This is a genomic window from Marinoscillum luteum (assembly GCF_044005705.1).
Taxonomy (GTDB): Bacteria; Bacteroidota; Bacteroidia; order Cytophagales; family Cyclobacteriaceae; genus Marinoscillum; species Marinoscillum luteum.
Genome location: NZ_JBIPKE010000017.1, coordinates 265,340 through 287,551 on the forward strand (window position 1 = coordinate 265,340; position 22,212 = coordinate 287,551).

The 22,212-nt window shown below is 43.8% G+C and carries 19 protein-coding genes and 2 tRNA genes; 16 read left to right on the forward strand and 5 right to left on the reverse strand.

Annotation, left to right across the window (positions count from 1 at the left end):
• Positions 1-50 precede the first annotated feature (50 nt).
• Together ACHKAR_RS12405 and ACHKAR_RS12410 are read left to right on the forward strand one after the other, a co-directional pair.
• On the forward strand, positions 51-827 hold the full coding sequence (locus ACHKAR_RS12405; protein WP_395417631.1) for an acyl-CoA desaturase: 777 nt from the start codon (positions 51-53) through the stop codon (positions 825-827).
• 71 nt (positions 828-898) lie between these two features.
• A complete protein-coding gene (locus ACHKAR_RS12410; protein ID WP_395417632.1) occupies positions 899-1,297 on the forward strand; it encodes a DUF2141 domain-containing protein in 399 nt (132 codons plus the stop codon).
• Positions 1,298-1,300: 3 nt separating this feature from the next.
• Here the strand turns inward: ACHKAR_RS12410 and ACHKAR_RS12415 are convergent, their stop codons facing one another.
• Together ACHKAR_RS12415 and ACHKAR_RS12420 are read right to left on the reverse strand one after the other, a co-directional pair.
• Positions 1,301-2,314 (reverse strand): c-type cytochrome, encoded by a 1,014-nt coding sequence (locus ACHKAR_RS12415; protein ID WP_395417633.1) that lies wholly within the window; start codon positions 2,312-2,314, stop codon positions 1,301-1,303.
• Positions 2,311-3,165: a DUF5777 family beta-barrel protein gene (locus ACHKAR_RS12420; protein WP_395417634.1), complete on the reverse strand. Its 855-nt coding sequence runs from the start codon at positions 3,163-3,165 to the stop codon at positions 2,311-2,313. Before ACHKAR_RS12420 ends, ACHKAR_RS12415 begins: the two co-directional genes overlap by 4 nt.
• Before the next feature lie 182 nt (positions 3,166-3,347).
• On the opposite strand from ACHKAR_RS12420, the gene ACHKAR_RS12425 reads away from it, so the two are divergent.
• From ACHKAR_RS12425 to ACHKAR_RS12465, 9 genes are all read left to right on the forward strand, one after another.
• On the forward strand, positions 3,348-5,759 hold the full coding sequence (locus tag ACHKAR_RS12425) for an ABC transporter permease (protein WP_395417635.1): 2,412 nt from the start codon (positions 3,348-3,350) through the stop codon (positions 5,757-5,759).
• Between the two features lie 201 nt (positions 5,760-5,960).
• The gene (locus tag ACHKAR_RS12430; protein WP_159584973.1) at positions 5,961-6,152 is read left to right on the forward strand and encodes a hypothetical protein; all 192 of its coding nucleotides are present in this window, start codon (positions 5,961-5,963) and stop codon (positions 6,150-6,152) included.
• 15 nt (positions 6,153-6,167) lie between these two features.
• Positions 6,168-7,157 carry a histidine kinase gene (locus tag ACHKAR_RS12435; RefSeq protein WP_395417636.1) on the forward strand — a complete coding sequence of 330 codons (990 nt, stop codon included), beginning with the start codon at positions 6,168-6,170 and terminating at the stop codon, positions 7,155-7,157.
• Positions 7,158-7,177: 20 nt separating this feature from the next.
• Positions 7,178-7,942 carry a LytR/AlgR family response regulator transcription factor gene (locus ACHKAR_RS12440; protein ID WP_159584971.1) on the forward strand — a complete coding sequence of 255 codons (765 nt, stop codon included), beginning with the start codon at positions 7,178-7,180 and terminating at the stop codon, positions 7,940-7,942.
• A gap of 172 nt (positions 7,943-8,114) precedes the next feature.
• The gene (gene egtB, locus ACHKAR_RS12445; RefSeq protein ID WP_395417637.1) at positions 8,115-9,383 is read left to right on the forward strand and encodes an ergothioneine biosynthesis protein EgtB; all 1,269 of its coding nucleotides are present in this window, start codon (positions 8,115-8,117) and stop codon (positions 9,381-9,383) included.
• Positions 9,384-9,417: 34 nt separating this feature from the next.
• Positions 9,418-10,365 (forward strand): L-histidine N(alpha)-methyltransferase, encoded by a 948-nt coding sequence (gene egtD, locus ACHKAR_RS12450; RefSeq protein ID WP_255465581.1) that lies wholly within the window; start codon positions 9,418-9,420, stop codon positions 10,363-10,365.
• Between the two features lie 60 nt (positions 10,366-10,425).
• Positions 10,426-10,509, forward strand: a tRNA-Leu gene (locus ACHKAR_RS12455).
• Between the two features lie 133 nt (positions 10,510-10,642).
• Entirely contained in the window at positions 10,643-11,695 is a 1,053-nt protein-coding gene (locus ACHKAR_RS12460) for a M42 family metallopeptidase (RefSeq protein ID WP_395417638.1), read from the forward strand.
• Between the two features lie 18 nt (positions 11,696-11,713).
• Positions 11,714-12,304 carry a peptidase associated/transthyretin-like domain-containing protein gene (locus tag ACHKAR_RS12465; protein ID WP_395417639.1) on the forward strand — a complete coding sequence of 197 codons (591 nt, stop codon included), beginning with the start codon at positions 11,714-11,716 and terminating at the stop codon, positions 12,302-12,304.
• 84 nt (positions 12,305-12,388) lie between these two features.
• Here the strand turns inward: ACHKAR_RS12465 and ACHKAR_RS12470 are convergent, their stop codons facing one another.
• A complete protein-coding gene (locus tag ACHKAR_RS12470; RefSeq protein ID WP_395417640.1) occupies positions 12,389-12,964 on the reverse strand; it encodes a TIGR00645 family protein in 576 nt (191 codons plus the stop codon).
• Between the two features lie 74 nt (positions 12,965-13,038).
• Positions 13,039-13,425, reverse strand: a complete 387-nt coding sequence (locus tag ACHKAR_RS12475) for an RDD family protein (RefSeq protein WP_395417641.1) — start codon at positions 13,423-13,425, stop codon at positions 13,039-13,041.
• Positions 13,426-13,479: 54 nt separating this feature from the next.
• Here ACHKAR_RS12475 and ACHKAR_RS12480 point away from each other — a divergent pair, with 54 nt between their 5' ends.
• From ACHKAR_RS12480 to ACHKAR_RS12490, 3 genes are all read left to right on the forward strand, one after another.
• Complete coding sequence (locus ACHKAR_RS12480) at positions 13,480-14,478, forward strand: SRPBCC family protein (RefSeq protein ID WP_395417642.1); 999 nt, start codon at positions 13,480-13,482, stop codon at positions 14,476-14,478.
• 303 nt (positions 14,479-14,781) lie between these two features.
• Positions 14,782-15,360, forward strand: coding sequence for a hypothetical protein (locus tag ACHKAR_RS12485; RefSeq protein WP_159584964.1), 579 nt, complete (start codon positions 14,782-14,784; stop codon positions 15,358-15,360).
• 144 nt (positions 15,361-15,504) lie between these two features.
• A tRNA-Leu gene (locus ACHKAR_RS12490) sits at positions 15,505-15,586 on the forward strand.
• A gap of 197 nt (positions 15,587-15,783) precedes the next feature.
• On the opposite strand, the gene ACHKAR_RS12495 is transcribed toward ACHKAR_RS12490, so the two are convergent.
• Entirely contained in the window at positions 15,784-16,806 is a 1,023-nt protein-coding gene (locus ACHKAR_RS12495; protein WP_395417643.1) for a GntR family transcriptional regulator, read from the reverse strand.
• A 475-nt stretch (positions 16,807-17,281) separates the two neighbouring features.
• On the opposite strand from ACHKAR_RS12495, the gene ACHKAR_RS12500 reads away from it, so the two are divergent.
• Both ACHKAR_RS12500 and ACHKAR_RS12505 read left to right on the forward strand, forming a co-directional pair.
• Positions 17,282-20,371: a SusC/RagA family TonB-linked outer membrane protein gene (locus ACHKAR_RS12500; protein ID WP_395417644.1), complete on the forward strand. Its 3,090-nt coding sequence runs from the start codon at positions 17,282-17,284 to the stop codon at positions 20,369-20,371.
• Between the two features lie 12 nt (positions 20,372-20,383).
• A complete protein-coding gene (locus tag ACHKAR_RS12505; RefSeq protein WP_395417645.1) occupies positions 20,384-22,183 on the forward strand; it encodes a RagB/SusD family nutrient uptake outer membrane protein in 1,800 nt (599 codons plus the stop codon).
• Positions 22,184-22,212: the final 29 nt, after the last annotated feature.

Below are 22,212 nucleotides of genomic sequence, written 5' to 3' on the forward strand. Positions count from 1 at the left end.
AATGACTGAGGGAAAGAACCCCTTCACAAAACAGAAGTAAAACAAATTAAATGGCAGTAATTATCACCTTTTTCATAGCGCACTGGTATTTGTCGCTATTCTTTCAAACGTTTTTCCTGCATAGATACGCAGCGCACAAAGCGTTCACTATGAGTCCTTTCATGGAGAAAGTATTCTTCGTATTGACCTGGTTATTTCAGGGCTCCAATTACCTGAGTCCTTATGGGTATGGTGTGATGCACAGAATGCACCACGCTTTTGCAGATACGGAAAATGACCCACACTCACCGAAGTACGATGAGACCATCTTTAAGATGATGTGGAAGACCAAAAGCATCTATTCAGACATCACTAATAAAAAAGTAGAAGTAGACAAGCGATTTACCGAGGGTGTGCCGGAGTGGCATGCATTTGATAAATTCGCCCGCTCATGGGTTTCCAGATTATTCTGGGCCACTTCATACTTCATGGTATATTGGTTTTATGCCGATGTATGGTGGTTGTGGTTGTTGTTGCCAGCACAGTGGTTGTTGTCTCCTATCCACGGAGCCATCATCAACTGGTTTGCACACATCTACGGATACAGAAACTTTGAAGTGGGAGATACTTCCAAAAACTTCCTGCCTTTGGACTTCCTGATGATGGGCGAGAGTTATCACAACAATCACCACAAGCATGGCTCAAGACCAAACTTTGGTGGCGTGAGATGGCATGAGATTGATCCTACCTATCAGGTGATCAAAGTGCTGAACGCTGTGGGAGTCATCCAGGTAGCGAAGCAAAAAACCGTGAAATTGGAAAAAACAGAAAAGAAAGCTGCAGCGTAGAGTTGCAGGTTTGAATATATTAAAGCCTGACTTGATCTTTCAAGTCAGGCTTTTGTGTAAATAGCCCTTTCATGATCAACATACTCCTCATTGCCCTTTTGTTGCTCACACCCAATGAAGTGAAGTTGGAAATAAGTGGGATTAAAAAGCCTATCGGGAATATGCTCATCGCCGCATACAACACACGCGAGAATTATCTGGATGAGTCCCAGATGACCCAGGGTTATGTCATTCAGGTGAGAGAGAGCGGTACTCTGACTTTCATGATAGATTTACCCGAAGGGGAATATGCTCTTGCGGTCATGCACGATGTGAATGAAGATGGCAAGCTCAATAAAAACTTTTTTGGCATCCCAACGGAACGCTATGGATTCTCCAATAACACCCGGGGTACCTTTGGGCCACCTTCATTTGACGATGCAAAGGTCTTTTTGACCAATGGCGATACCCTGAGGATAGCGCTACAGTAGCATCTAGTTGGCATCTTCGGGGTGCTCTATAAAGGCACGCAGATGCTCCAGCTGCCTGTCAGACATCTTTTCCAGGGTGTAATGTGGCATGTATTCCTTATGGCCATACTCCGCATAGGTACCCTTTCTGATGATTTCATAAATCGACAATTCTGAGTTGTCAGGAATGTGCTTTTTCAGCCACTTATAGGTAAGGTTACTGTTATCAAACACTACATCACTTTCCCCTTCAGGTCTGTGACAGTGCTGACATCCCAGTTCATAGATGCCCTTCCCTAGTTTGGGGTCTCCTTCATAAGGATATCCTTTTTTCTTGTTATCGGGCGGGTTCACAAAGGTGGCCGGGGATTTTTGCAGATATCGGGACTTGATCAGGGCTATTTTCTCTTCGTCGGTGAGGGTGGGTCCTGCCAGTTGTTTCTTTTCCGAATCGGAAAGGTTTAAATCTCCGATTTGCATCTGTAATGACCAGAAATAGGCCAATACACTTTGCATTTCCCAGTCTTCCAGTGGTCTTCCCTGAGCACAGACTGTCGCGCAAAGGTGTACAGACTCTTTGAGGCTTTTTTCTGCTTTCCGAACCAGATCACCATATTTCAGCACATAGTCATCGTTGTACCAGGTCTCACGATTCACCATCCCCCAGAAGGTAGATCCCTGGAGGTATGGGATGTTATTGGTCATGGCATACTCCAGTCGGGCATCCTGATCTACCACAGTCAGGTTCGGATCTTCACGTACCACATTGTGGCAGCTGGTGCAGGTGTAGTACTTACTTACGTAGCTGCTTTGTGAGCCATTGGGCGCTATGGTCCTGCCCAGTTTCACGATCTCTTCTCCACGCAGGATCGCTTCCGTGGTAGGTGCTTCTATAAAGTGCTCAGGCTTTACCTCTCCCAGGTCGAAAAGGAGGGTCGCAATGGGAGTGGAGGCATCCAGAGAACGTTGAAAGCCTGCTGGTATCATAGCTATGCTGAAGATGAGCAGCGATCCGAAAATGGTTAGGTGCTTTTTCATCTGACTCTCCTGCCTTTTACTGTGAAGTCACGGGTGATGTTGAAACCAAAATGGATGTCTCCCTTTTGCCATTTACCACCAGTCTCCGCCACAAAAAATTTCTCAATCATACCACGACTGTTGCCAAAGTGCAGCTGAAAAACGTGTCCTTTGGTGTCTATCTGCACCCCTAGCGCCATGGATTGAGAATACTCGGGACTAGCCCCCGACCCGTCGGGGAGCGCACTTCCGGGGGTGGCATAGTATTCCATGGAGAGGCTCCAGTTTTTAGACAGCTGGTATTGTCCGGCAAAACCAAGAGACAAAATATCATTTTGTTCGTCATCCTCCACCAGGTTGCGATGCAGGTAGGTGGGCATGAGCTGTGCGCTAAATCTGGGGCCAAATTTTCTGCTGATAAGCAGCTGTGATGTGTAGGAGAGCTTTTGCTGAAACGTCAGGTCAATCCCGTCAAACCTTTTGAGGGTTTTGAGGGCGGTGGTGCCCAGTAGGGTAATGGTAACGGGGACTGTCCGGTCACCACTTGATTGAGCCAGGAGCCTATATTTCAGGTAACCGTCTGCGGTTTTCTCAAAAGTGCTTCGCCCAATACCAATCATGAGGTTGTTGGTGAGGCCGTAGTCCAGCCCCATCCGCATGGTGGCATTGTCTAAGCCCCAGACTTCATAGGCACCCCGGTTGAGGGTGCCGAAGCGGTGCGAAATGATAAATGTGAGAACACCTTCCAGGTTGGTTTCAACCGAATGACCATTTACAACCCGGGTATCATCAAAGGTTTCGTAGGCATATTCTGTTTGAGAAAAGACCACTGAGGTCCACAGAGTTAAAAGAATGAGTAGGATTGGTCTCATAAATAAGTGTTTGTACATGAATAAATATAAGGATTATTCGAAAGACAACATTCGGGACTTACGGATATCGTTTGGTTAGGTACTTACGACCGGTCATTGTTATATGGATGCGCTTATAAAAGAATAGTGTCTTTGAAATCGCTGATCCCCGTATATTTAAAAACCACCAAATCCTGACAAATATGTTCTGGAACTACCTAAAAGTCACTTATCGATCCTTTCTCCGACAGAAGGTTTACTCACTCATCAATATCACCGGACTTGCGATAGGCCTGGCATGCTTTATTCTCATTTTTCTTTACATCCGGGATGAGATGAGTTATGATCGGTTTCATTCCAAATCTGACCGGACTTACCGAGTGATCGAGCACTTTGAAAGTGAAGGCATAGGGGAGCACTCCGCTTCTCAGCCTTTTCCTACTGGCCCCACCCTGGTGAATGACTTTGGCCGGCAGATTGTGCATCAGGTCCGACTTTTTAACTTTCAGAGCCCCAGTCTTGCGCTGGCCTATCGTGAAAAAGATAAAGCATTCAATGAGTCGCGAATCTTCTTTGCGGACTCCACCTTTTTTGATGTATTTGACTTTGAACTAAAAACAGGAGATAAGCAGACTGCCCTGGATGAGCCCAACTCCATTCTGCTCACAGAGGAGATGGCGCGGAAATATTTCGATGATGAAGATCCGATGGGAAAGGTGCTGGAGTTTCAGGGGAATCAGCATTTGCAGGTGACTGGTATATTGGCAAATGCGCCAAGGAATGCTCATTTTCAGTTTGACTTTATCGGTTCTTTTTCCACTCTGAAGCAATCTTTCGGGGGCAACTACCCCCGCACGTGGTACTGGAACCCCTGCTGGACTTATGTGGTGCTGGCAGAGGGGGTGGGAAAGGAGGAAATGGAGGCCTTCTTTCCGGACTTTGTCCAAAAGTATTTCCCCAAGTTTGTGGTGGATGATATCACCCTGGAGCTGCAGCCACTGGTGGATATCCATCTCCATTCCCGTCTGGACTATGAGATTCAGGCCAACAGCACCGCTGAAAACCTCAAGATTTTCGGGCTGGTGGCCATTTTTGTGTTGTTGATCGCAGCCATCAATTTTATCAACCTATCCACGGCCCGTGCCAGCAAACGAGCAAAGGAAGTAGGCGTGAGAAAGTCACTTGGGAGTGAGAAGCGGCAGCTGGTACGTCAGTTCGTTTTTGAATCGGTACTGTTAACATTCTTTGCAGTGATCATTGCCTTGGTGTTTGTGTGGTTGGCCATTCCGGCCTTCAATGAGCTCACTGAAAAATCGATTTCCATTGCCAGTTTGGTCAATCCTATGGATGTGGGCGGCCTCTTGGGGCTCACACTTCTGGTGGGGGTACTTTCAGGTTTTTACCCCGCATTTGTCTTGTCGTCTTTCAATACCGTGCTGGTCCTGAAAAATGCTTATCAGAAAGTCAGTGGGTTTAATTTCAGAAGGGTACTTGTGACCATCCAGTTTGCCATTTCCATCATGCTGATCATCGGTACCATAGTGGCTGTGAGTCAGCTTCAGCTCCTACAAAATGATGATCTTGGCTTTGATAAGGAGCATGTGATGATGATTCCCGTCATTCGTTCTCCCATGGGGCAGCACTATGAATCCTTTAAGAACGCTGCGCTTCAGAGCACCGTGATCCGATCCGTCACTGCGGTGGAGGAGATCGTGGGCAGCAAGCATCAGGTCAATAATTACCAGTTTGAGGGGATGGATCAGTCCAAACCTTTTCCTCATTTTCATGTTCGCCATGACTTCAGTGAGACCATGGAGCTGGAGATGGTTGCAGGCCGGGACTTTAGTTATGAGGTGCAGACGGATGACTCGTTGGCACTGATAGTGAACGAAACACTGGTCAGGAGTATGCAATGGGGCACTCCGGAGGAGGCACTCAACAAGCGATATTACTTTGGTGGAGAGCTTCGCGGAAAGGTGATAGGCGTGGTGAAAGATTATAATTTTGTTTCCAAACATCACCCCATAGCCCCACTGGTGATCACGCTCAATACTTTTCCGGGTGCATTTAATTTATTTATCAAGTATGTGGCGGTAAAAGTGGATGGCAACAACACGGAGCAAGCCATAGCCGATTTGGAAGCGGCCTGGAGAGGGGTGATGCCCACCCGACCGTTTGATTACTTCTTTTTGGACGATCGGCTGAACGATTCCTACAAGGCCGAAAGAAAACTCAGTACTGTAACCCTTATTTTTTCGGGCCTGGCCATTGTGGTGGCCTGTCTCGGTTTGTTTGGCCTGGCCACTTATTCGGTGGAGCAGCGAAAAAAGGAAATAGGAGTGAGGAAAGTCCTTGGCATCTCTTCGATGCAAATTCTGATGCTTTTGTCCAGGGAGTTTGTGCTGCTGATTGGGGTGGCCTTTGTGGTGGCCATTCCGCTCGCCTATTTGCTATTGGATGCCTGGCTCAATGGGTTTGCGTTCAGGGTGAGTATTGCGGCATGGCCATTCATCTTGTCCGGTGTGGTGGTTTTTGTGGTAGCGATGCTCACTATTGGTTTTCACGCATATAGAGCCACCCTCATCAATCCTTCCGATACCCTGAAATATGAATAATTTTGATTCAGACAATCAGAAAACTGATTGTCTGAATTTTCTTCTGGAAAACTTCTCAATCGTTAGGTATGGTCAATCCTGCGTTTTACCTTGAAAACACAAGCGTGTTGTATTTCTGGATTTGTTCGGCGAAAAAATGGATGCATTAATCAGGAAATCAACTATTTTAAGCTTTTATTACTAACCAAACCTAACTATAGCATGATTACTACCCTGAGGAGGATTGTATATTTTGGTGGGCTCTTCATTGCATTGATGGCCATTGTTCTGATTATGATTAAAAATGACATTGGCTACATACCCGAATATTTAAGCGTTTTTATGCTGAGTCTGATTTTTATCATGGGCGTGTTGCTCATATTTTTGATTGCTAAACGAGGCTTGGGAGGTTAAAAAGCGTTTGCGCGGATGTCAGAACTGATAAAAATCCTTTATGTAGATGATGAGCGGGGCAATATTGATTACTTCAGGTCTGTTTTCAGGCGGGAGTATGAGATTGTTACCGCCAATTCCGGTGAAGAAGGGCTGGATTTACTTTTTGAAAATCAGGACATCCCGGTTATTCTCACGGATCAGCGAATGCCTCGAATGAGTGGTGTGGAGTTTCTCCGACGATCCATTAATATCTCTCGTGACAGTATACGGATCCTGGTGACAGGATATGCTGATATGGAGACGGTGATCAACGCGGTGAACCTGGGCCATATTTACTACTATATTTCAAAGCCCTGGACCTACGATGAGATGAAAATCATCATCAAGAGGGCCATAGAAACCTATCGACTCAGGCTAATCAATAAGGAACTATTGATTAAATCTGAGCGGGTGGAAAAGGAGCGGGTGGTTGCCCAGCTGGAAAATCTCCGCAATCAGGTCAATCCGCACTTTTTATTTAATTGCTTAAATACACTCCATGCACTGGTGCATGACAATAGTCAGGCGCGTGATTTTGTGAAGAATCTTGCTAATACGTACCGATACCTGTTGGAGCATAATGATAACCTGGTGTCGTTGGAATCCGAAATGAACTTTGTGGAGAACTACATCTACCTCCAGAAGGTCCGATTCAAGGACGCACTCATGTTTACCCACAGTGTGAGTGAGCACCACAAGTACTTTAAGCTACCCAGTGCTTCACTTCAGCTATTGGTGGAAAATACCCTCAAACACAACATAGTCACCCGGGAAAACCCCCTGAAAGTGGAGGTTTTTATAGAAGGTGAATGGTTGATTGTGAAAAACAACTATCAACCGAAAGATGCCAGACAGGAGTCTACCGGCATTGGCCAGGACAACCTGAAGAAACGATTGTCCTATTTGTCATTGAGTAGCCCCGAGTTTTATCTGGAAGGAGAATTTTATTTTGCTAAAATTCCATTATTGCTGGATAAGTCTTAACTTTTAAAAAATGGATACTTATGTTAAGCGTCGCGATTATTGAAGATGAGCCTCTAGCTGCCGAAGATTTGGAGAAAACACTCATGGAGGTTTATAACGATGCCAGGGTGGTGGTGAAGTTGGATAGTGTGCATACCGCGGTGCAGTGGCTGGATGTAAATGAGGTGGACCTGATTCTGTCGGATATAGAGCTGGGAGATGGATTGAGTTTTGATATTTTCGACAAGGTGCGAAATAATACACCGATCATCATCACCACTGCTTATGATCAGTATGCCATCCGGGCGTTCAAGGAAAATAGCATAGACTACCTGCTCAAACCTATAGACAAAACCGAGCTGGAGACGGCCATCAAGAAATACCGAAACTGGAAGCAGAAAGGTCAGGAATTTGACGTTGATAACTTATTGGAAGCCTTGCGGCCGTACTCTGATCAAAAGTATCAGGAGCGCTTTCTGGTCACCCTGGGGGAAAAGATTAACTCCATACCGTCGGCAGATGTAGCTTATTTTTTCAGTGAAGACCGTTACACTTTTTTGGTGACCAAGAAGGGCACACAACACATCATCAATATGAATCTCGGAGATTTGGAAGGGAGCCTGGATCCTAAGAAATTTTACCGGATTAACAGGAAATTTATCATTTCTTATCAGAGCATTCAGAACATGGTGGCGTACTCTAAAAGTAGGGTCAAAATAGACCTGATACCGCCACCCCCCAATGCCATGGATGTGATCGTAAGTGTGGAACGCTCCGGGCCTTTTAAGAAATGGCTGAATGATTGAGCTCGGGAGTTGAACTTTTTTAAAACCAATCGTCGTTATATTCTTACTTCAGTAAGGTTAAGTTTTTTTGAGTTTTTGATGAAGCCCTGGTCAGTCTGGTCAGGGCTTTTTCATTTGGTTTTGCCAAAACCTCCAGCGCCTTTTGTAGTTAACTAAAATAAAAATAAACGAGATGTCACAATCGCAAGCCACCCTCGCGGATCCTGCTCTGGACTACCTGAAGAGGTTCAAAAGCATAAGAAAGCAAACCCTGAATCTGGTGGAGCCATTGGAGACAGAGGATTTGGTGGTTCAGCCGGTTTCAGACGTGAGTCCTCCAAAATGGCATTTGGCACATACCACATGGTTTTTCGAGGTGTTTTTGCTGGTACCCCATCTGGATGGTTACGAGCTTTTCCATAAAGATTTCCCTTTTCTTTTCAATAGTTACTATGTGGCAGCGGGTGATCGATGGGCCAGGGCTTCCCGTGGACACCTGACCCGACCTACCGTGCAGGAAGTGCTGGCCTATCGCACTCATGTGGAGGAGCACATGGAGCGGTTGCTTCTGCAGCAGCCCTTGAGCCCTGAGCTGACACACGTGATAGAGATAGGTTTGCAGCATGAACAGCAGCACCAGGAGCTTCTGCTCTATGACATCAAATATATCCTTGGACACAATCCACTTTTTCCACCTTATAAAGAAGAGCCTAACGAGGGTGATGATGGGAGTAGTCCATTAGAATGGTTGGCCGTGAACAAGGGCAACTACCATGTGGGCCATCAGGGAGAAGGTTTTTGTTTTGACAATGAACAGGGGCGTCATGAAGTGCACCTGGAGGCCTTTGAGATTGCCAGCCGAACGGTTACCAATGGTGAGTATTTGGAGTTTATGGAGGATGGTGGCTATACCAATCATCAATACTGGCTGTCAGATGGCTGGGACTGGCTGGGTAATCAGGCCGTGAAGGCACCAATGTATTGGATCAACGAAGAGGGCCATTGGCTGCATTACACCCTATATGGCCTGAAACCCATCGACCTGAATGCGCCAGTAATGCATTTGTCATACTATGAGGCTAATGCCTACGCCTCGTGGAAAGGTTGTCGGCTGCCTACAGAGTTTGAGTGGGAGGTGGCTGTAGGGATACATCAGCCGGATATTCCTGAGAATGGTAATTTCGTGGAAAGTGGTTTTCTGGCCCCGAAGGCCCAATCGGATCCTGGCTTCATGGGAAATCTGTGGGAATGGACCTCCAGCGCCTATTTGCCCTATCCATTTTACAAGGCTCCTGATGGAGCACTTGGCGAATACAACGGCAAGTTTATGATCAACCAAATGGTGCTGAGGGGCGGTTCGTTTGCTACCCCCAAAGCGCACATCCGCGCCACATATCGAAATTTCTTCGCCCCTCAATGTCAATGGCTTTTTTCAGGCTTGCGGCTGGCAAGACATCAATAAACGTTAAGAATCTATCATCACTAAAACAATCACAGTGCCATTGAATCAATTTGCCAGGGATGTAAAGGAAGGTCTGTCATCCAGCCCTAAGCGTCTGTCTTCTAAGTATTTTTATGATGCCCGTGGGGATAAGCTCTTTCAGCAGATCATGCATTTGGATGAGTACTATCTCTCCAGAGCGGAGCTTGAAATTTTTCAGACGCATAAGGAGGCGCTCCTCACCATCATGGATCATGGTGTCCCGTTTAGATTGGTGGAACTTGGTGCAGGAGATGGCTTGAAGACTAAAGTGCTTTTGAAGCACTTCCTTCAGCAAGGAGTCGACTTTTCCTATGCACCGGTGGATATTTCTCCCGATGTTTTGGAGCATCTGCAGGAAAATCTCTTAAATGAAATGCCAACCTTGAAAATCGAGCCGCTGGCAGGCGATTACTTCAAGGTTTTGGCAGACCTGAAGTTCAAAAATCACACCCATTCAGTAGCGTTTTTTTTAGGGTCCAATATTGGTAATTTCCTGAGTGATACGGCCATTGCTTTTCTGTCCAGCATTCATGATAACCTGCAGAAGGGAGATTATTTGATGATCGGTTTTGATCTGAAGAAAGACCCCAAAAGGATATTGAATGCTTACAATGATGCCGCCGGGGTGACTCGGGCGTTCAATATGAACCTGCTGGATCGCATCAATCGTGAGCTGGACGCTAATTTCGATACCTCCATGTTCGATCATAACCCTATCTATGATCCCATGACCGGGCAGTGTCGGAGCTATCTGATCAGCAAGCAAGCGCTGGAGGTGCATGTGGGAGCTCTCAATGAGACTTTTTCTTTCAGAGAATGGGAGCCTATTTTCATGGAAGTGTCCAAAAAATACGACCTGGAGGAAATCCAAGAGCTGGCCGGGAAAACCGGATTCAGACTTGTTCAGAACTTTTTTGATCAGGAGCATTTATTCTGCGATTCTGTCTGGGAAGTAATCTGATAAATTCTAAAGATTGGTGCTTCCATTTTAAATTATCCGGCTAAATTTGCCGTCGCATCTGCCCAGGTGCTGAAATTGGTAGACAGGCATGGTTGAGGGCCATGTGTTCGTTAGGACGTGGGGGTTCGACTCCCCCTCTGGGCACTTAAGGTCAAAATGATTATCATATTCGTTGCTTTTTTGGCAAAAAATAAGTCTTTCATGGAGATCATTTTCAGTGTTAAAATCTTTGAAGTCCGGTTGATACAGCCGGACTTTTTTTGTTAAATTCCAAATTATGAAGGTAGACGTAAAATTGTTGAAAGCCATCTGTGAGGCTCCCGGTGCACCGGGTTTCGAAAATCCCGTTCGTCAGTTGATCATCAAGGAGATACAGGCCCATGTGGATGAATATAGCATTGATAATATGGGGAATCTGATTGCCATAAAGAAAGGGGTAAAAAACCCTGAAGGCAAGAAGGTGATGGTGGCCGCTCACATGGATGAGATTGGTTTTTTGGTTTCGCACATAGATGACAATGGTTTTATCAGGTTTCAGACCCTGGGTGGTTTTGATCCGAAAACCCTCACCGCACAGCGTGTAATTATTCATGGACGTGAGGAAGTGATTGGGGTGATGGGTAGTAAGCCCATCCATGTGATGAAGGCAGAGGAGCGCAACAAGCCAGCGAAGATCGAAGAGTATTTTATCGACTGTGGGATGTCCAAAGAGGAAGTAGAAAAACGGGTAACCATTGGTGACCCAATTACCCGTCAGCGGGAGCTGATAGAAATGGGCAACTGTGTGAACTGCAAGTCCATCGACAACAGGGTGTCTGTGTATATATTGATTGAGGCCCTTAAGCAGATTAAAAATCCGGCTTTTGATTTCTATGGTGTGTTTACCGTACAGGAAGAGGTGGGTATAAGAGGAGCCAATGTGGCTTCACACACCCTCAACCCTGATTTTGGGATCGCTCTGGATACCACCATTGCTTATGACCTTCCTGGGGCTCAGGCGCACGAAAAAGTTACAGAGCTAGGCAAGGGTACAGCCATCAAAATCATGGATGCCATGACGATCTGTGACAGCCGAATGGTGAAATTCTTAAAGAAGACCGCAGACAGCCACCAGATAGAATGGCAGCCTGAAATTCTGGCCGCCGGTGGCACAGATACAGCGGGTGTGCAGCGCATGGGAAAAAACGGCTCCATTGCCGGGGCGATTTCCATTCCCACACGTCATTTGCATCAGGTAATAGAGATGGCACACAAAGATGATATCATTGCGTCAATTAATTTGCTCGTTTATGCGTTAGAAGAGATAGATACTGCCAGCTGGGAATATTGAAAACCAAATAAAGGGATCATGAAGACACTACTGCTGTTTTTCGGATTGATGTTATCCAATGTGCTTTTGGCTCAGGATTTCCTAAGATTTTCAGGAGTGGTGCTCGACAGAGAGCAGATCACGCCGATTGATGGCACCTATATTTTCAATCTTTCCGGAAACCATGAAGCAGTGACCGACAGTCTTGGTCTGTTTAGTATTGAAGCCCGGTCAGGAGATACTCTTGTCTTTCGTGATTTGAGATATCAGCCATCTACACTGGTCGTGCCATCTGTACTCCAGGCGTCGGATTATGGGATCATTCAGCTTCTACAGCCTTCTGCCGTATTGCTGAATGAGGTGAAGGTTTTCTCCTTTCCCAGTGAAGAGGAATTCAGAGAGGCTTTCCTGAAAGTGTCGCCAAAAACGGACATGGAAAGTCGCGCCCTGGAAGCCAAACGAGACCTCATGAAGCTGCTCAAGGATTCTTATAAGAATGACATTTACTACTATGATATGTGGGCTGATCGCCGGTTGTATGAGCTGACCGGGGTGGTGCAGCCTAATCATTTTCTGGATCCATTCCGATGGACAGAGCTCATTCGATCATTTGGCGCGAAGGACAAGTAGTGTTGGACTTTGAGCTCAATGTAAAAAACTAAAGCCGCCGCGATATCTATCGCGGCGGCTTTAGTTTTTAGTGTTTATTATTTTTTAATGATCCTCGTCGCCAAACTTCACGGCAGCAGCATGTCCATGCTTATAGCTGTGAGTGATTTTTTCTGTCTGCGCCAGTAGAAGGGCAGAGATGATGAAGACCATGTGAATAACGATTTCAATAATGATCCCTTCAGCTCCGGCTTTTTGCTCCGCTTCCCGGTAATCAATGAAAGTTTTAAGTAACTGAACCCCGGAGATTGATGCCAGCGAAGTAGCCAGCTTAATTTTCAACTGTCCTGCATCCAGATCCTCCAGCCAAAGCGGCTTGTCTTCGTGTGAGTCCACATCTATTCTACTGGTGAAAATAGAGTAACCACCTATTGTTACCATGACCACAAGGTTCATTACCATGGAGATATCCACCAAGCCCAGAATACGAAGCATCATCTCAGTTTCGTGAAGAGATGTGGTTTGTTGAAAAGTATGATAGAGTTCCTGAAAGAATTTAACCAGATAAAGGAAGGCTCCTATAGTAAGTCCTGTATAAAGTGGCGCTTGCACCCATCTACTCCAGAACATGAAACCCTCGAAGAAATTTTCAAATCTTTTAATACCAGAATCTTGTGCCATTTTGAATTGCTAATAGTTACAAAGGCGAAAGATACGATATTCTATAGTTTCCATTCGAATGAATAAATGAAAAATCAGTCAGTGGGAGAAAAAATAACGGAAGTTTTCATCACCAGATCATGGAGGCTTTTTTTCTGAGGGTGCAGTACAATGGTGAGGTAACCGATGAAAAGTGTGAGCACGGAGAAGGCTTTTACAAAGGCCCTCAGGGCGGACTTCCAGAGAGAGACTGGTGTCAGGTCATCATTGGTCACTTTTATTTTCATCATTTTCTTACCCAGGGTGCCACCCCAGGAGCTGGCGATGGCCATTACTTCATATAGATAAGTGACTACCAGACATAGCCAAATGAGGATCTGGTTTGAATCGATGAAGAAGCTCATCAGATAATAGACTGGTAGCATAACTATCAGGTCTATATTGTGCGCCATCAATCTCGTCCAAAATCCAACAGGATGCATCGTGCTTCTCTTAATTTTCCGCTATATTGAAAAAACTCAATCACAATCTCAAAGATGAAAGCAATTAAAATCGTAGGAATCATTCTGATGATTCTTGCCACGGTAGTGCTCATAACTATTTATTTGCTACCGGATAATGCTCACATGGAGCGTAAGATATTAATTGAAAGCCAACCTGAGGCGGTGTATACGGAGTTGATATCTTTCAGGACCTTTAACGAATGGTCGCCATGGGCCACAAAGGATCCTTTGGCAGAGTATCTGTGGGATGGACCGGTGATTGGTGTGGGAGCCAGAATTTCATGGAAGAGTACTGTGGTGGGCAATGGGTCTATGCAGATCGTTGAGGTGATGGAAAATCGCAAGGTGGTGAACCTGATGAAGTTTGATGAATACGAAAGTGACCCAACAGCGGCCTTTATTCTGAATCCCGTAGTGGGGGGCACTGAGGTGGTCTGGACCTATGACGAATCCGATGTGCAGGGATTGGCCAAAATTTTCATGCTGGGTATCGATGGATTTCTGGGAGAAGATTATGAGCAGGGACTGCTGGCCTTGAAAGAGCGGGTGGAGTCGGCGCCAGATTTCGATTTTCCCATGAATTTAAGAACCATAGCGCCTTTTCAGTATCTGGGCATCAGAGACTCTACGGTGAATGACCCGGCACTGGTATCTTCCATGATGGCGCAGAACTATGGAGAACTGGTCACTTATATGTCTATCCGCGGAGTGGAGGCCACCGGCAATCCCCTGGCTGTCTTCACGGATTTTGGTTATGCTGATCTATCCTTCATTTGCGGATATCCAGTGGCCGATCCGTTGAGCGGTAGCGGGCGGATTGAGCTGTTTAGCCAGGATGGTGGGCCGGCTATAGTCCTGAACTGCCAGGGTGGATATGAAAATCTGGACAAAGGGTATGACCAAATCATGGAGTTTGCAGCTTTTTATAACTATGATCTGGTAGATGATCCCTGGGAAGAATACATCACAGACCCTGAGACCAACCCGGATACAGCCACTTGGACTGCCAATATTTACTATCCGGTACAATAAAATTTGCATTTCTCTATATACCCCAAAAGAATGTGTAGGTAAACCGGCTTAAAATGAATTTTTGGACGGTTTTTCATGTAATCATTAGAATGTTTACATGAATGATAAAAATAATACAATGCAATCGGTCATCATAGGAGCTAAATGATCACATTTTCAATGAAATCGTTTTTGCATTACGCAAAGTGTAAATATTTATTATTTGACTATTAATTCATTCAATAAAAACATCATTTACTTGCGAATGATATTAGAATCTATTCAACTTTGTAATGTAATTCATAACGAAAAATGAATAGAACTATGAAACATTCAATCAAACACGTACTTGCACTATTAACAGTTTTTAGTGCATCAGTAGCCTACTCAGCAGACTCTGCTTACATGGCTACCATCTGTAAGGTTGTGGCCGAAGAGGATAAGTTATACAAAGTAATTTATCAGGCTGCAAATGAAGAGAATGTGACCATCCAGCTTTTCGACGAGAAACAACACTTAGTTTATAAAGAAAATTTAAAGTCAGCAGGTTTCTCCAAAAAGTTTGATCTCACGAACCTCCCCGACGGGGATTACCAGATCCAGGTAAAGTCAAGCGGATACGTTTTCAGTGAAGATCTGAAGATTGGAGATATCTCCAGCTTTGTGTTTTCATTTGATCAGAAAGCTGACCGTAAGATCGCCATGGTAGGGGCTAAAGAGCAAGGTAAGTCACTGACTCTCTACATCCTGGATGAAGCCAGAGATGTGGTATACAAAGAATCATTCGATCAGGACAATCAGGTGCACAAGAGCTTCAACTTCCAAAGCCTGAAGAGTGGAGATGTGACTTTCCTCCTGTATCACGACAGCAAATTGATCAAAGAAGAAAAGTTTGCTTTTTAAAATCTGAAACTCAAAAGAACTAATAATGGGGATGTCAGTTTTGACATCCCTTTTTTGTTGTATTAATTAAATCATTTAAATACTTTTGCCATCCGTTTATCGGCAGGGTCTGTGAAAACCCTGATGGAATTCAGTTCCAAAGAAGCCTGAGTGGCGGAACTGGTAGACGCGCACGACTCAAACTCGTGTTCCGCAAGGAGTGCCGGTTCGATTCCGGCCTCAGGTACAAAAACCCTTCTCCAAAAGAGAAGGGTTTTTTGTTTTGGGTGAGGGGGTTATTAATGATTCAATGAGGGTAGAACGAGTGTATCCGGGAGCGGTTAAAACTGGCAAATTCAATGGGTATGTTTTATTCACCGAATGTAGTGCTTTGTACTCTTCGTATACATAAATGTATAGTTAGTGGACAGTCTGGCAATTCTTTTAAAATGACTTCCTCAGTATGACTTGGGTTGAGTTAGGCTCTTGGGTCATATTGCCATTAGAGATCATATCTGCTGCATGAGTACCCATCAGTTTGAAATCTGTGCTGATGACTGTGATTCCTCCTTCCAACACTTCTTTAACATGAGTGTCATTGTAGCTAATTAGCCCGATCTCCTCTCCTAGGGTAAAATTGTTTTCTCGCGTGAGTTTAATCACTTCTACCAGATCACGATCGTAAGCATCAATGGTGATGTAAAGATTTTTTCTCTGAAATAGAGGCCGACCTACATGCTCTACCTCAATTAGCCGCAAGTTGTTCTTTTGGCAGAAAGTTTCCAGTCCATGTCTCACACTTTCACCATGAGGTGCTGTTTTGTGATTGACGAAAATGATTTGATCATACTTGTTTACTTTCTCCAGATTTTTTGACAAAAGGGTTAAGATATCCCTTTCAAAGTCCTGGTAGATCATCCCGTATTCTCCCTCAAGCCCAAATTCTGCCTTATCTAGTATGATTCTTTTATTTGCAGGTATTTGATTTAAGATCTCCGCAATATCTTCAGAGGGGTCGAGATAGGTTACAATGACGAAATGTGTGTAGTTTTTGAGATTTTGAAGAATTAGTGACTTGAATAAATCAATGTTTTGATGGTGAAAGAATAAATCTACTTTCGCCTTTGGGCTTAAGCCAGCAAGCACCGAGTTAAATAAGTCCTCTTTAAAAGACGTGAACTTATCCATCATGAAAAATACCTTGTACTCGGTTTCGGTGGCTGTATCGTTGACGAAATATCCGATTTTATCAACTGAACGAACGATTCCTTTTTCGCTTAGAAAATTCAGTGCTTTGAAGACAGTCTCACGGCTAAAATCTAAATCTTTAGACATTTTGTTGACTGAAGGAAGCTTTTGATCCAGGGTCAATTCTCCATCTTCAATTTTCTGTATAATGCTGTCAGCTAATTTTATGTACTTGGGGATTTTACCCTGATTACTTAAATGGAAATTTACTTCCTTCAAAATCTACTTTTTAACTGTCTTTGATTCGCAACATATGATCGTTACCTGATCGATCAAAAAAAATCATGAGTAATTTATAAACAATTCACTAGATGGATGAACACCTTTTTCCTTGCTTTACAAAATAGGCGAAAAGTGTGTTTTAACTTTAAATTGTTCATCTCAATGGTGAAATCATTTTCTTTTAGTTGTTGGGTTTGGATGGCTTGAGGTAATCCTGGCACTTATAGCGATTGAGCAAAACCTTGGTGACTTAAGGGTAGATATTGACTTTAACATGCTCATGAGCCGGTCGGGTGGTTCCGGATAATTATTGATCGCGCAGCAAAGTAGCCTCAAAAAAATAAATACGCTAAAAATTAGGCTTTATCGGAACCCGTAATTACATTTACCACAAGCAACCATACTAGACCATACCAGACCAATATCTGTAACAAGTCGAATGATCAATGGTGGTGCTATCGAAACATAGTTTATGAAGAGTATTTATATCGTTTTTTTTATTTCACTATCTGTGACCGCTTGGTCACAGAAAAATGTATCTGGGCGAGTGACTGATGCTGAAAGTGGGGAAGCAATTATTGGTGCCACGGTTTTGGTGGATGGCACTACTAAGGGCACCATTACTGATTTTGACGGCAACTATAAATTGAGTTTGGCCGAAAATGAGAATAGGCTTGTTTTCTCTTTTGTTGGTTATGAAAAAGAGATGGTAGATGTTGGGAATAAATCAATATTGAATGTCTCGCTCAACTTCGATTCAAAATTGATGTCTGAAGTTGTTGTGGTGGGTTACGGCGTGCAGAAGAAGGAGAACCTTACCGGAGCAATAGAAAATATTCAGCTGGATGATGTAGAAAATCGTGCAATTACGAATTCTGGTCAAATACTGCAGGGTAAAGTATCAGGTGTTCAGATCACTCAGAATTCGGGCCAACCAGGGGAAGATGGCGTGACCATAAGAATAAGAGGTGTTTCGTCGATTAATAATAATAATGATCCCCTGGTAATAATTGATGGTGTACAAGGCTCCTTGCAGGACATCAATCCAAATGATATTGCAACGATGACGGTTCTCAAAGATGCATCTGCAGCTGCGATATATGGAGCCAGGGCATCTGCTGGCGTAATCCTGATAAAAACGAAAGAACAAAAAAGTGAGCTGAGAATAAGCTACAATGGGACCTTTTCTTTTCAGGATGGAACCGCTTTACCAAATACTGTCAATTCCGCGACATATGCAGAAAGGTATAATGAGGCGCGTGTAAATACTGGATTCCCTGAGAGGTTTTCAGACGAGGATATTGAGCGCTATAGAGCCGGTGACGACCCTAGATTTCCAAATACTGACTGGTATGATTTGATGTTTGATGAGGGGGCTTTTATGCAAAACCACTATTTGACAATTGGCGGAGGGCAAGAGAATTACAATTTCACAATCTCCGCAGGTCATTTGGATCAGGATGGTATCCTGTTAGGAACGTCAAGTGAAAAACTCACCTATCGGACGAGGTTTAACTCCAAGTTTTTTGAAAACAAATTCAGAATCAACGCAATGCTAACGGGCTATAATAAGGTGGATGACGAGCTTTCGAGTTCTACACCTTCGGTATTGAGCAGTCTGGCTTTGAGAAGCCCTCTAGCTATATTCAGAGCCGTTGATTCTACAGGTGTAGAAGGTCTCTATGGGGGAGGAGCCCAGTATTTTGCTTTCCAGGAAGCAGGGGGTGGTATTACCAGAAAAACAGATAATCTTAAATATCAGGTTGAATTGGAGGTAGAGCCTATCGAGGGCCTTATAGGTTCATTGTTATACAGTAGGAATACGACTCATTTAGATTATGAAAGGTTAGTTCCATCAGTCAGCTTAGCCGGTAATGTATTCGATGATGTGGGCAGCATAACCCGATCACAGTTAAGCTCCATTTTGACTAATAACGTCACTGATCAAACGTCGCTGACTATCCGGTATAGTAAGACGTTGAATAAGCACAATATCAACATTTTGATAGGAGGTGAGCGACTCAAGCAATCATATGAGGATATGAGAGCGGAAATCTATGATTTGTCTGCAAATCAGCCGGTTTTTTCGTTGGGAGATCCTTCTACCTATTATTTGACAGGTTCGGCAAAAGCGAGAGCATTGCTGTCTTCATTCGGGAGGATCAACTATAATTTTGATGATAAGTATTTATTCGAAGCTAACATCAGGAGGGATGGCTCATCACGATTCACCAAAGGCAGTCAGTATGGCGTCTTTCCTAGCTTCTCAGTGGGATGGCGTATAGATAAAGAGTCGTTCTTTGAAAATGAGCTGATTTCAGACTTGAAGCTTAGAGCTTCATGGGGTCTTCTGGGTAATGAGTTTATAGGTGACTATTATCCACAGTACAGCAAGCTCACCCCAAATCAGAATTATTCTTTTGGTGGGACTATAGTACCAGGAACAGCCATTACTGAATTGGCCGCAAATAATGTAACGTGGGAGAAAGTACAGCAACTCAATCTTGGGCTGGATATGACCATACGTGACCGTTTTGATTTGCTGGTTAACTATTTCGAAAAAAGAACTTACGATAATCTGATAGCCATCACGGTACCGAAATCCCTTGGTATCAATGTAGATCCATTTCAGAATATAGGAGAAATGCAGAACAAGGGGCTGGAATTGAGCATGGAGTATCGCAGCGATCCAGCCAAGAAGTTTATTTATTCGGCCAATCTAAATGGAGCTTATATTGTCAATGAAGTAACAGATTTGGGATTTGTTGATTTCGTAAATCACTCTGATTTTATCACCGGGTATGCACCTGATCCTACCACAATCCGGTCTGTTGTAGGTCAACCGTTTGCTAATTATTATGGATATATAGCAGATGGAATTTATCAAATTGATGATTTCATATGGCAGGATGAAAGCAATCCGGAGATTGCTCACGACGAACGCAACTATCAGCTTAAGGAATCTATGCCGGATCCGTCTGGGCTTTTTGCAACACCAGCTCCAGGTGACATCAAATTTCGAGATGTTGATGAAAATGGAGTTTTAACTGCTGAGGACAAGCAAATCATCGGTAACTCTCAGCCCAAACTCACTTATTCGTTCACCTTTAACGCAAGCTATTCCAATTTTGATATCAGCCTTTTGGCTCAGGGAGTGGGCAATACTGATGCTTACCTCACCGGAGGATTAATTGCGCCGTTCTGGAATGGCTCGGGAAATATCTCTCAGGACTTAGCTGATAATAGATGGACATTTGAGAATCAGAGTACTGAATATCAAAGGCTTCATGTAGATGCTCAGAGATCAAACATTATCTCCTCATACTACATACAGAATGCAGCATACCTGAGGCTGAAAAACATACAAGTTGGCTACAAGGTGCCTGAGGAATTGATATCAAAAATGTCCCTGAGTTCATTGCGCTTTTTTGCAAGCATCGAAAATATTCTGACGATCACCAAATGCAAAGGTTTCGACCCTGAAAGAGCCTTCAATAAAATAACAGGTGATTTTCATCCGCTCATGAGGGTATATTCATTTGGTGTACAAGCAAGATTCTGAAACTGCTGAATTATGAAATTTAAGACTAAAATATATCTACTCCTGTTTCTAACGGCATTATGTTATATAGGCTGTGACGATGATCTGCTTGATCAGAAACCCATTGATTTTGTTTCGCCAGATGCATTTGCCACTGCCAGAGATCTGGAGCAGGCCCTCAACGGAGCCTATAAGTCACTTACCATGGCCGGAATTTATGAAAGTAATACATGGCCGATCTATACTGATTTTATGGTTGATAATGGATTTATGGATAAAACCTGGTCTGGAGAGGTGGAGTTTTGGGATCAATCACATAATCCCAATTCGCTGTATTCGGATAGGAAATGGACTCGCAATTACAACGGAATTCTCAGGGCAAATACGGTGCTTACATACATCGATCAGGTGAAAGATAATGATGAGTTGCAGCGTAGATTAAAGGGAGAGGCACTTTTTCTGAGAGCCTTGTACTATTATGATCTAACCGAATTTTATGGAGATGTTCCTTTTCGTGTAAAAGTCGATGGAATTGAGAATAAGGATATCCCAAGAACCGGTAAAGGGGTAATTATTGATCACATGCTGGTAGATCTCGATTCTGCAATAACAATACTACCAGAGGTATACGATGGTTCAAACAAAGGACGTGCAACTAAAGGGGCCGCAATGACCTTAAAGGCTCGTTATTATCTTAATAATCATCGTTACCAGGAGGCGGCAAAGGCATGCCAGGATGTTATTGACCTGGGGATTTATAGCCTCCATCCAGATTTTAGGGAGTTGTTTCAACTATCAGGAGAAAATACAACCCAAGAGGTCATCTTCGACATTCAATTCATCACCAACTCAGGTAATGATAATCTAACTGGAACTTGGTGGACGTACTTCTTCGCTTGGAGTTCTTATATGGCGACTGCAAATCTAGAGCACAATTACTACATGGCAAATGGACTGTCCATAGAGGACCCATCCTCTGGATATGACTCTCAGAAACCTTGGGTTAATCGAGACCCTAGGCTTGAAAACACCTTAGTACTTCCATTTACATTTAATGGGTACGATAAGAATGGAGGGGTAAAAATATACGATCCAAGTGCGGTTGGAGCTTCGAATTTTACAGGTCTGAGAATAAGAAAATATACCGATTACCTTGAGACTGACAATGATTACACTCATCGGAACTCTGGCGTAAATAATATACTCATGAGATACGCCGACGTTCTTTTGATGAGAGCAGAAGCCCTTGTAATGTCCGGATCCTATGTTGAGTCTGAAGTAGCCGGATTGATCAATCAGGTCAGACAGAGACCTACAGTGAATATGCCCACTGTAGAATCAGTAGAGGGGACAGGTCTTTCGGCCGAGGAGCTTTTGGAGATTATTAAGCATGAGCGACGTGTGGAGTTTGCTTTTGAGGGCCTGAGAATCCATGATATCAAGAGATGGCAAGAGGGCCGGGCAGCTTATTCTGACGGTATGGGGTACAAGCCGGAACTTCTGACAACTGCGTCATACCGATTAATACAACATTCTTTTGACAGTTTGCTCGCAAATGGTTTGCCAGCAGAGCACATAGATGCAATAAAGAATCTGAAGGATGTGAAATACACATCACAGAGTGCATACTTCAATTCAATTAGTAACCAAATAGGTCAAGAGGATTTGGAGTTGTATAGTGATCTTTTTCTTAAATATTCTTATCCCGCATATTATGAGACCTACACATTTAGAACTAGGCAATTCAATGAAAATAAAGGCTATTTATGGCCTATACCAATAGAGGAAACTTCCTCAAACCTAATGCTTGGTGAAAATAATCCCGGGTATTAATAATTCAAATAAACATTTTTCAGACTAAA

Bases quoted from the DNA above. Each gene is read 5' to 3' on its own strand.
- ACHKAR_RS12465 (WP_395417639.1), top strand. From the start codon at position 11,714: ATGAAGACACTACTGCTGTTTTTCGGATTGATGTTATCCAATGTGCTT.
- ACHKAR_RS12425 (WP_395417635.1), top strand. From the start codon at position 3,348: ATGTTCTGGAACTACCTAAAAGTCACTTATCGATCCTTTCTCCGACAG.
- ACHKAR_RS12435 (WP_395417636.1), top strand. From the start codon at position 6,168: ATGTCAGAACTGATAAAAATCCTTTATGTAGATGATGAGCGGGGCAAT.
- ACHKAR_RS12410 (WP_395417632.1), top strand. From the start codon at position 899: ATGATCAACATACTCCTCATTGCCCTTTTGTTGCTCACACCCAATGAA.
- ACHKAR_RS12440 (WP_159584971.1), top strand. From the start codon at position 7,178: ATGTTAAGCGTCGCGATTATTGAAGATGAGCCTCTAGCTGCCGAAGAT.
- ACHKAR_RS12500 (WP_395417644.1), top strand. From the start codon at position 17,282: ATGAAGAGTATTTATATCGTTTTTTTTATTTCACTATCTGTGACCGCT.
- ACHKAR_RS12470 (WP_395417640.1), bottom strand. From the start codon at position 12,964: ATGGCACAAGATTCTGGTATTAAAAGATTTGAAAATTTCTTCGAGGGT.
- ACHKAR_RS12475 (WP_395417641.1), bottom strand. From the start codon at position 13,425: ATGCATCCTGTTGGATTTTGGACGAGATTGATGGCGCACAATATAGAC.
- ACHKAR_RS12405 (WP_395417631.1), top strand. From the start codon at position 51: ATGGCAGTAATTATCACCTTTTTCATAGCGCACTGGTATTTGTCGCTA.
- ACHKAR_RS12485 (WP_159584964.1), top strand. From the start codon at position 14,782: ATGAAACATTCAATCAAACACGTACTTGCACTATTAACAGTTTTTAGT.
- ACHKAR_RS12480 (WP_395417642.1), top strand. From the start codon at position 13,480: ATGAAAGCAATTAAAATCGTAGGAATCATTCTGATGATTCTTGCCACG.
- ACHKAR_RS12505 (WP_395417645.1), top strand. From the start codon at position 20,384: ATGAAATTTAAGACTAAAATATATCTACTCCTGTTTCTAACGGCATTA.
- ACHKAR_RS12430 (WP_159584973.1), top strand. From the start codon at position 5,961: ATGATTACTACCCTGAGGAGGATTGTATATTTTGGTGGGCTCTTCATT.
- ACHKAR_RS12420 (WP_395417634.1), bottom strand. From the start codon at position 3,165: ATGAGACCAATCCTACTCATTCTTTTAACTCTGTGGACCTCAGTGGTC.
- egtB (WP_395417637.1), top strand. From the start codon at position 8,115: ATGTCACAATCGCAAGCCACCCTCGCGGATCCTGCTCTGGACTACCTG.
- ACHKAR_RS12415 (WP_395417633.1), bottom strand. From the start codon at position 2,314: ATGAAAAAGCACCTAACCATTTTCGGATCGCTGCTCATCTTCAGCATA.
- ACHKAR_RS12460 (WP_395417638.1), top strand. From the start codon at position 10,643: ATGAAGGTAGACGTAAAATTGTTGAAAGCCATCTGTGAGGCTCCCGGT.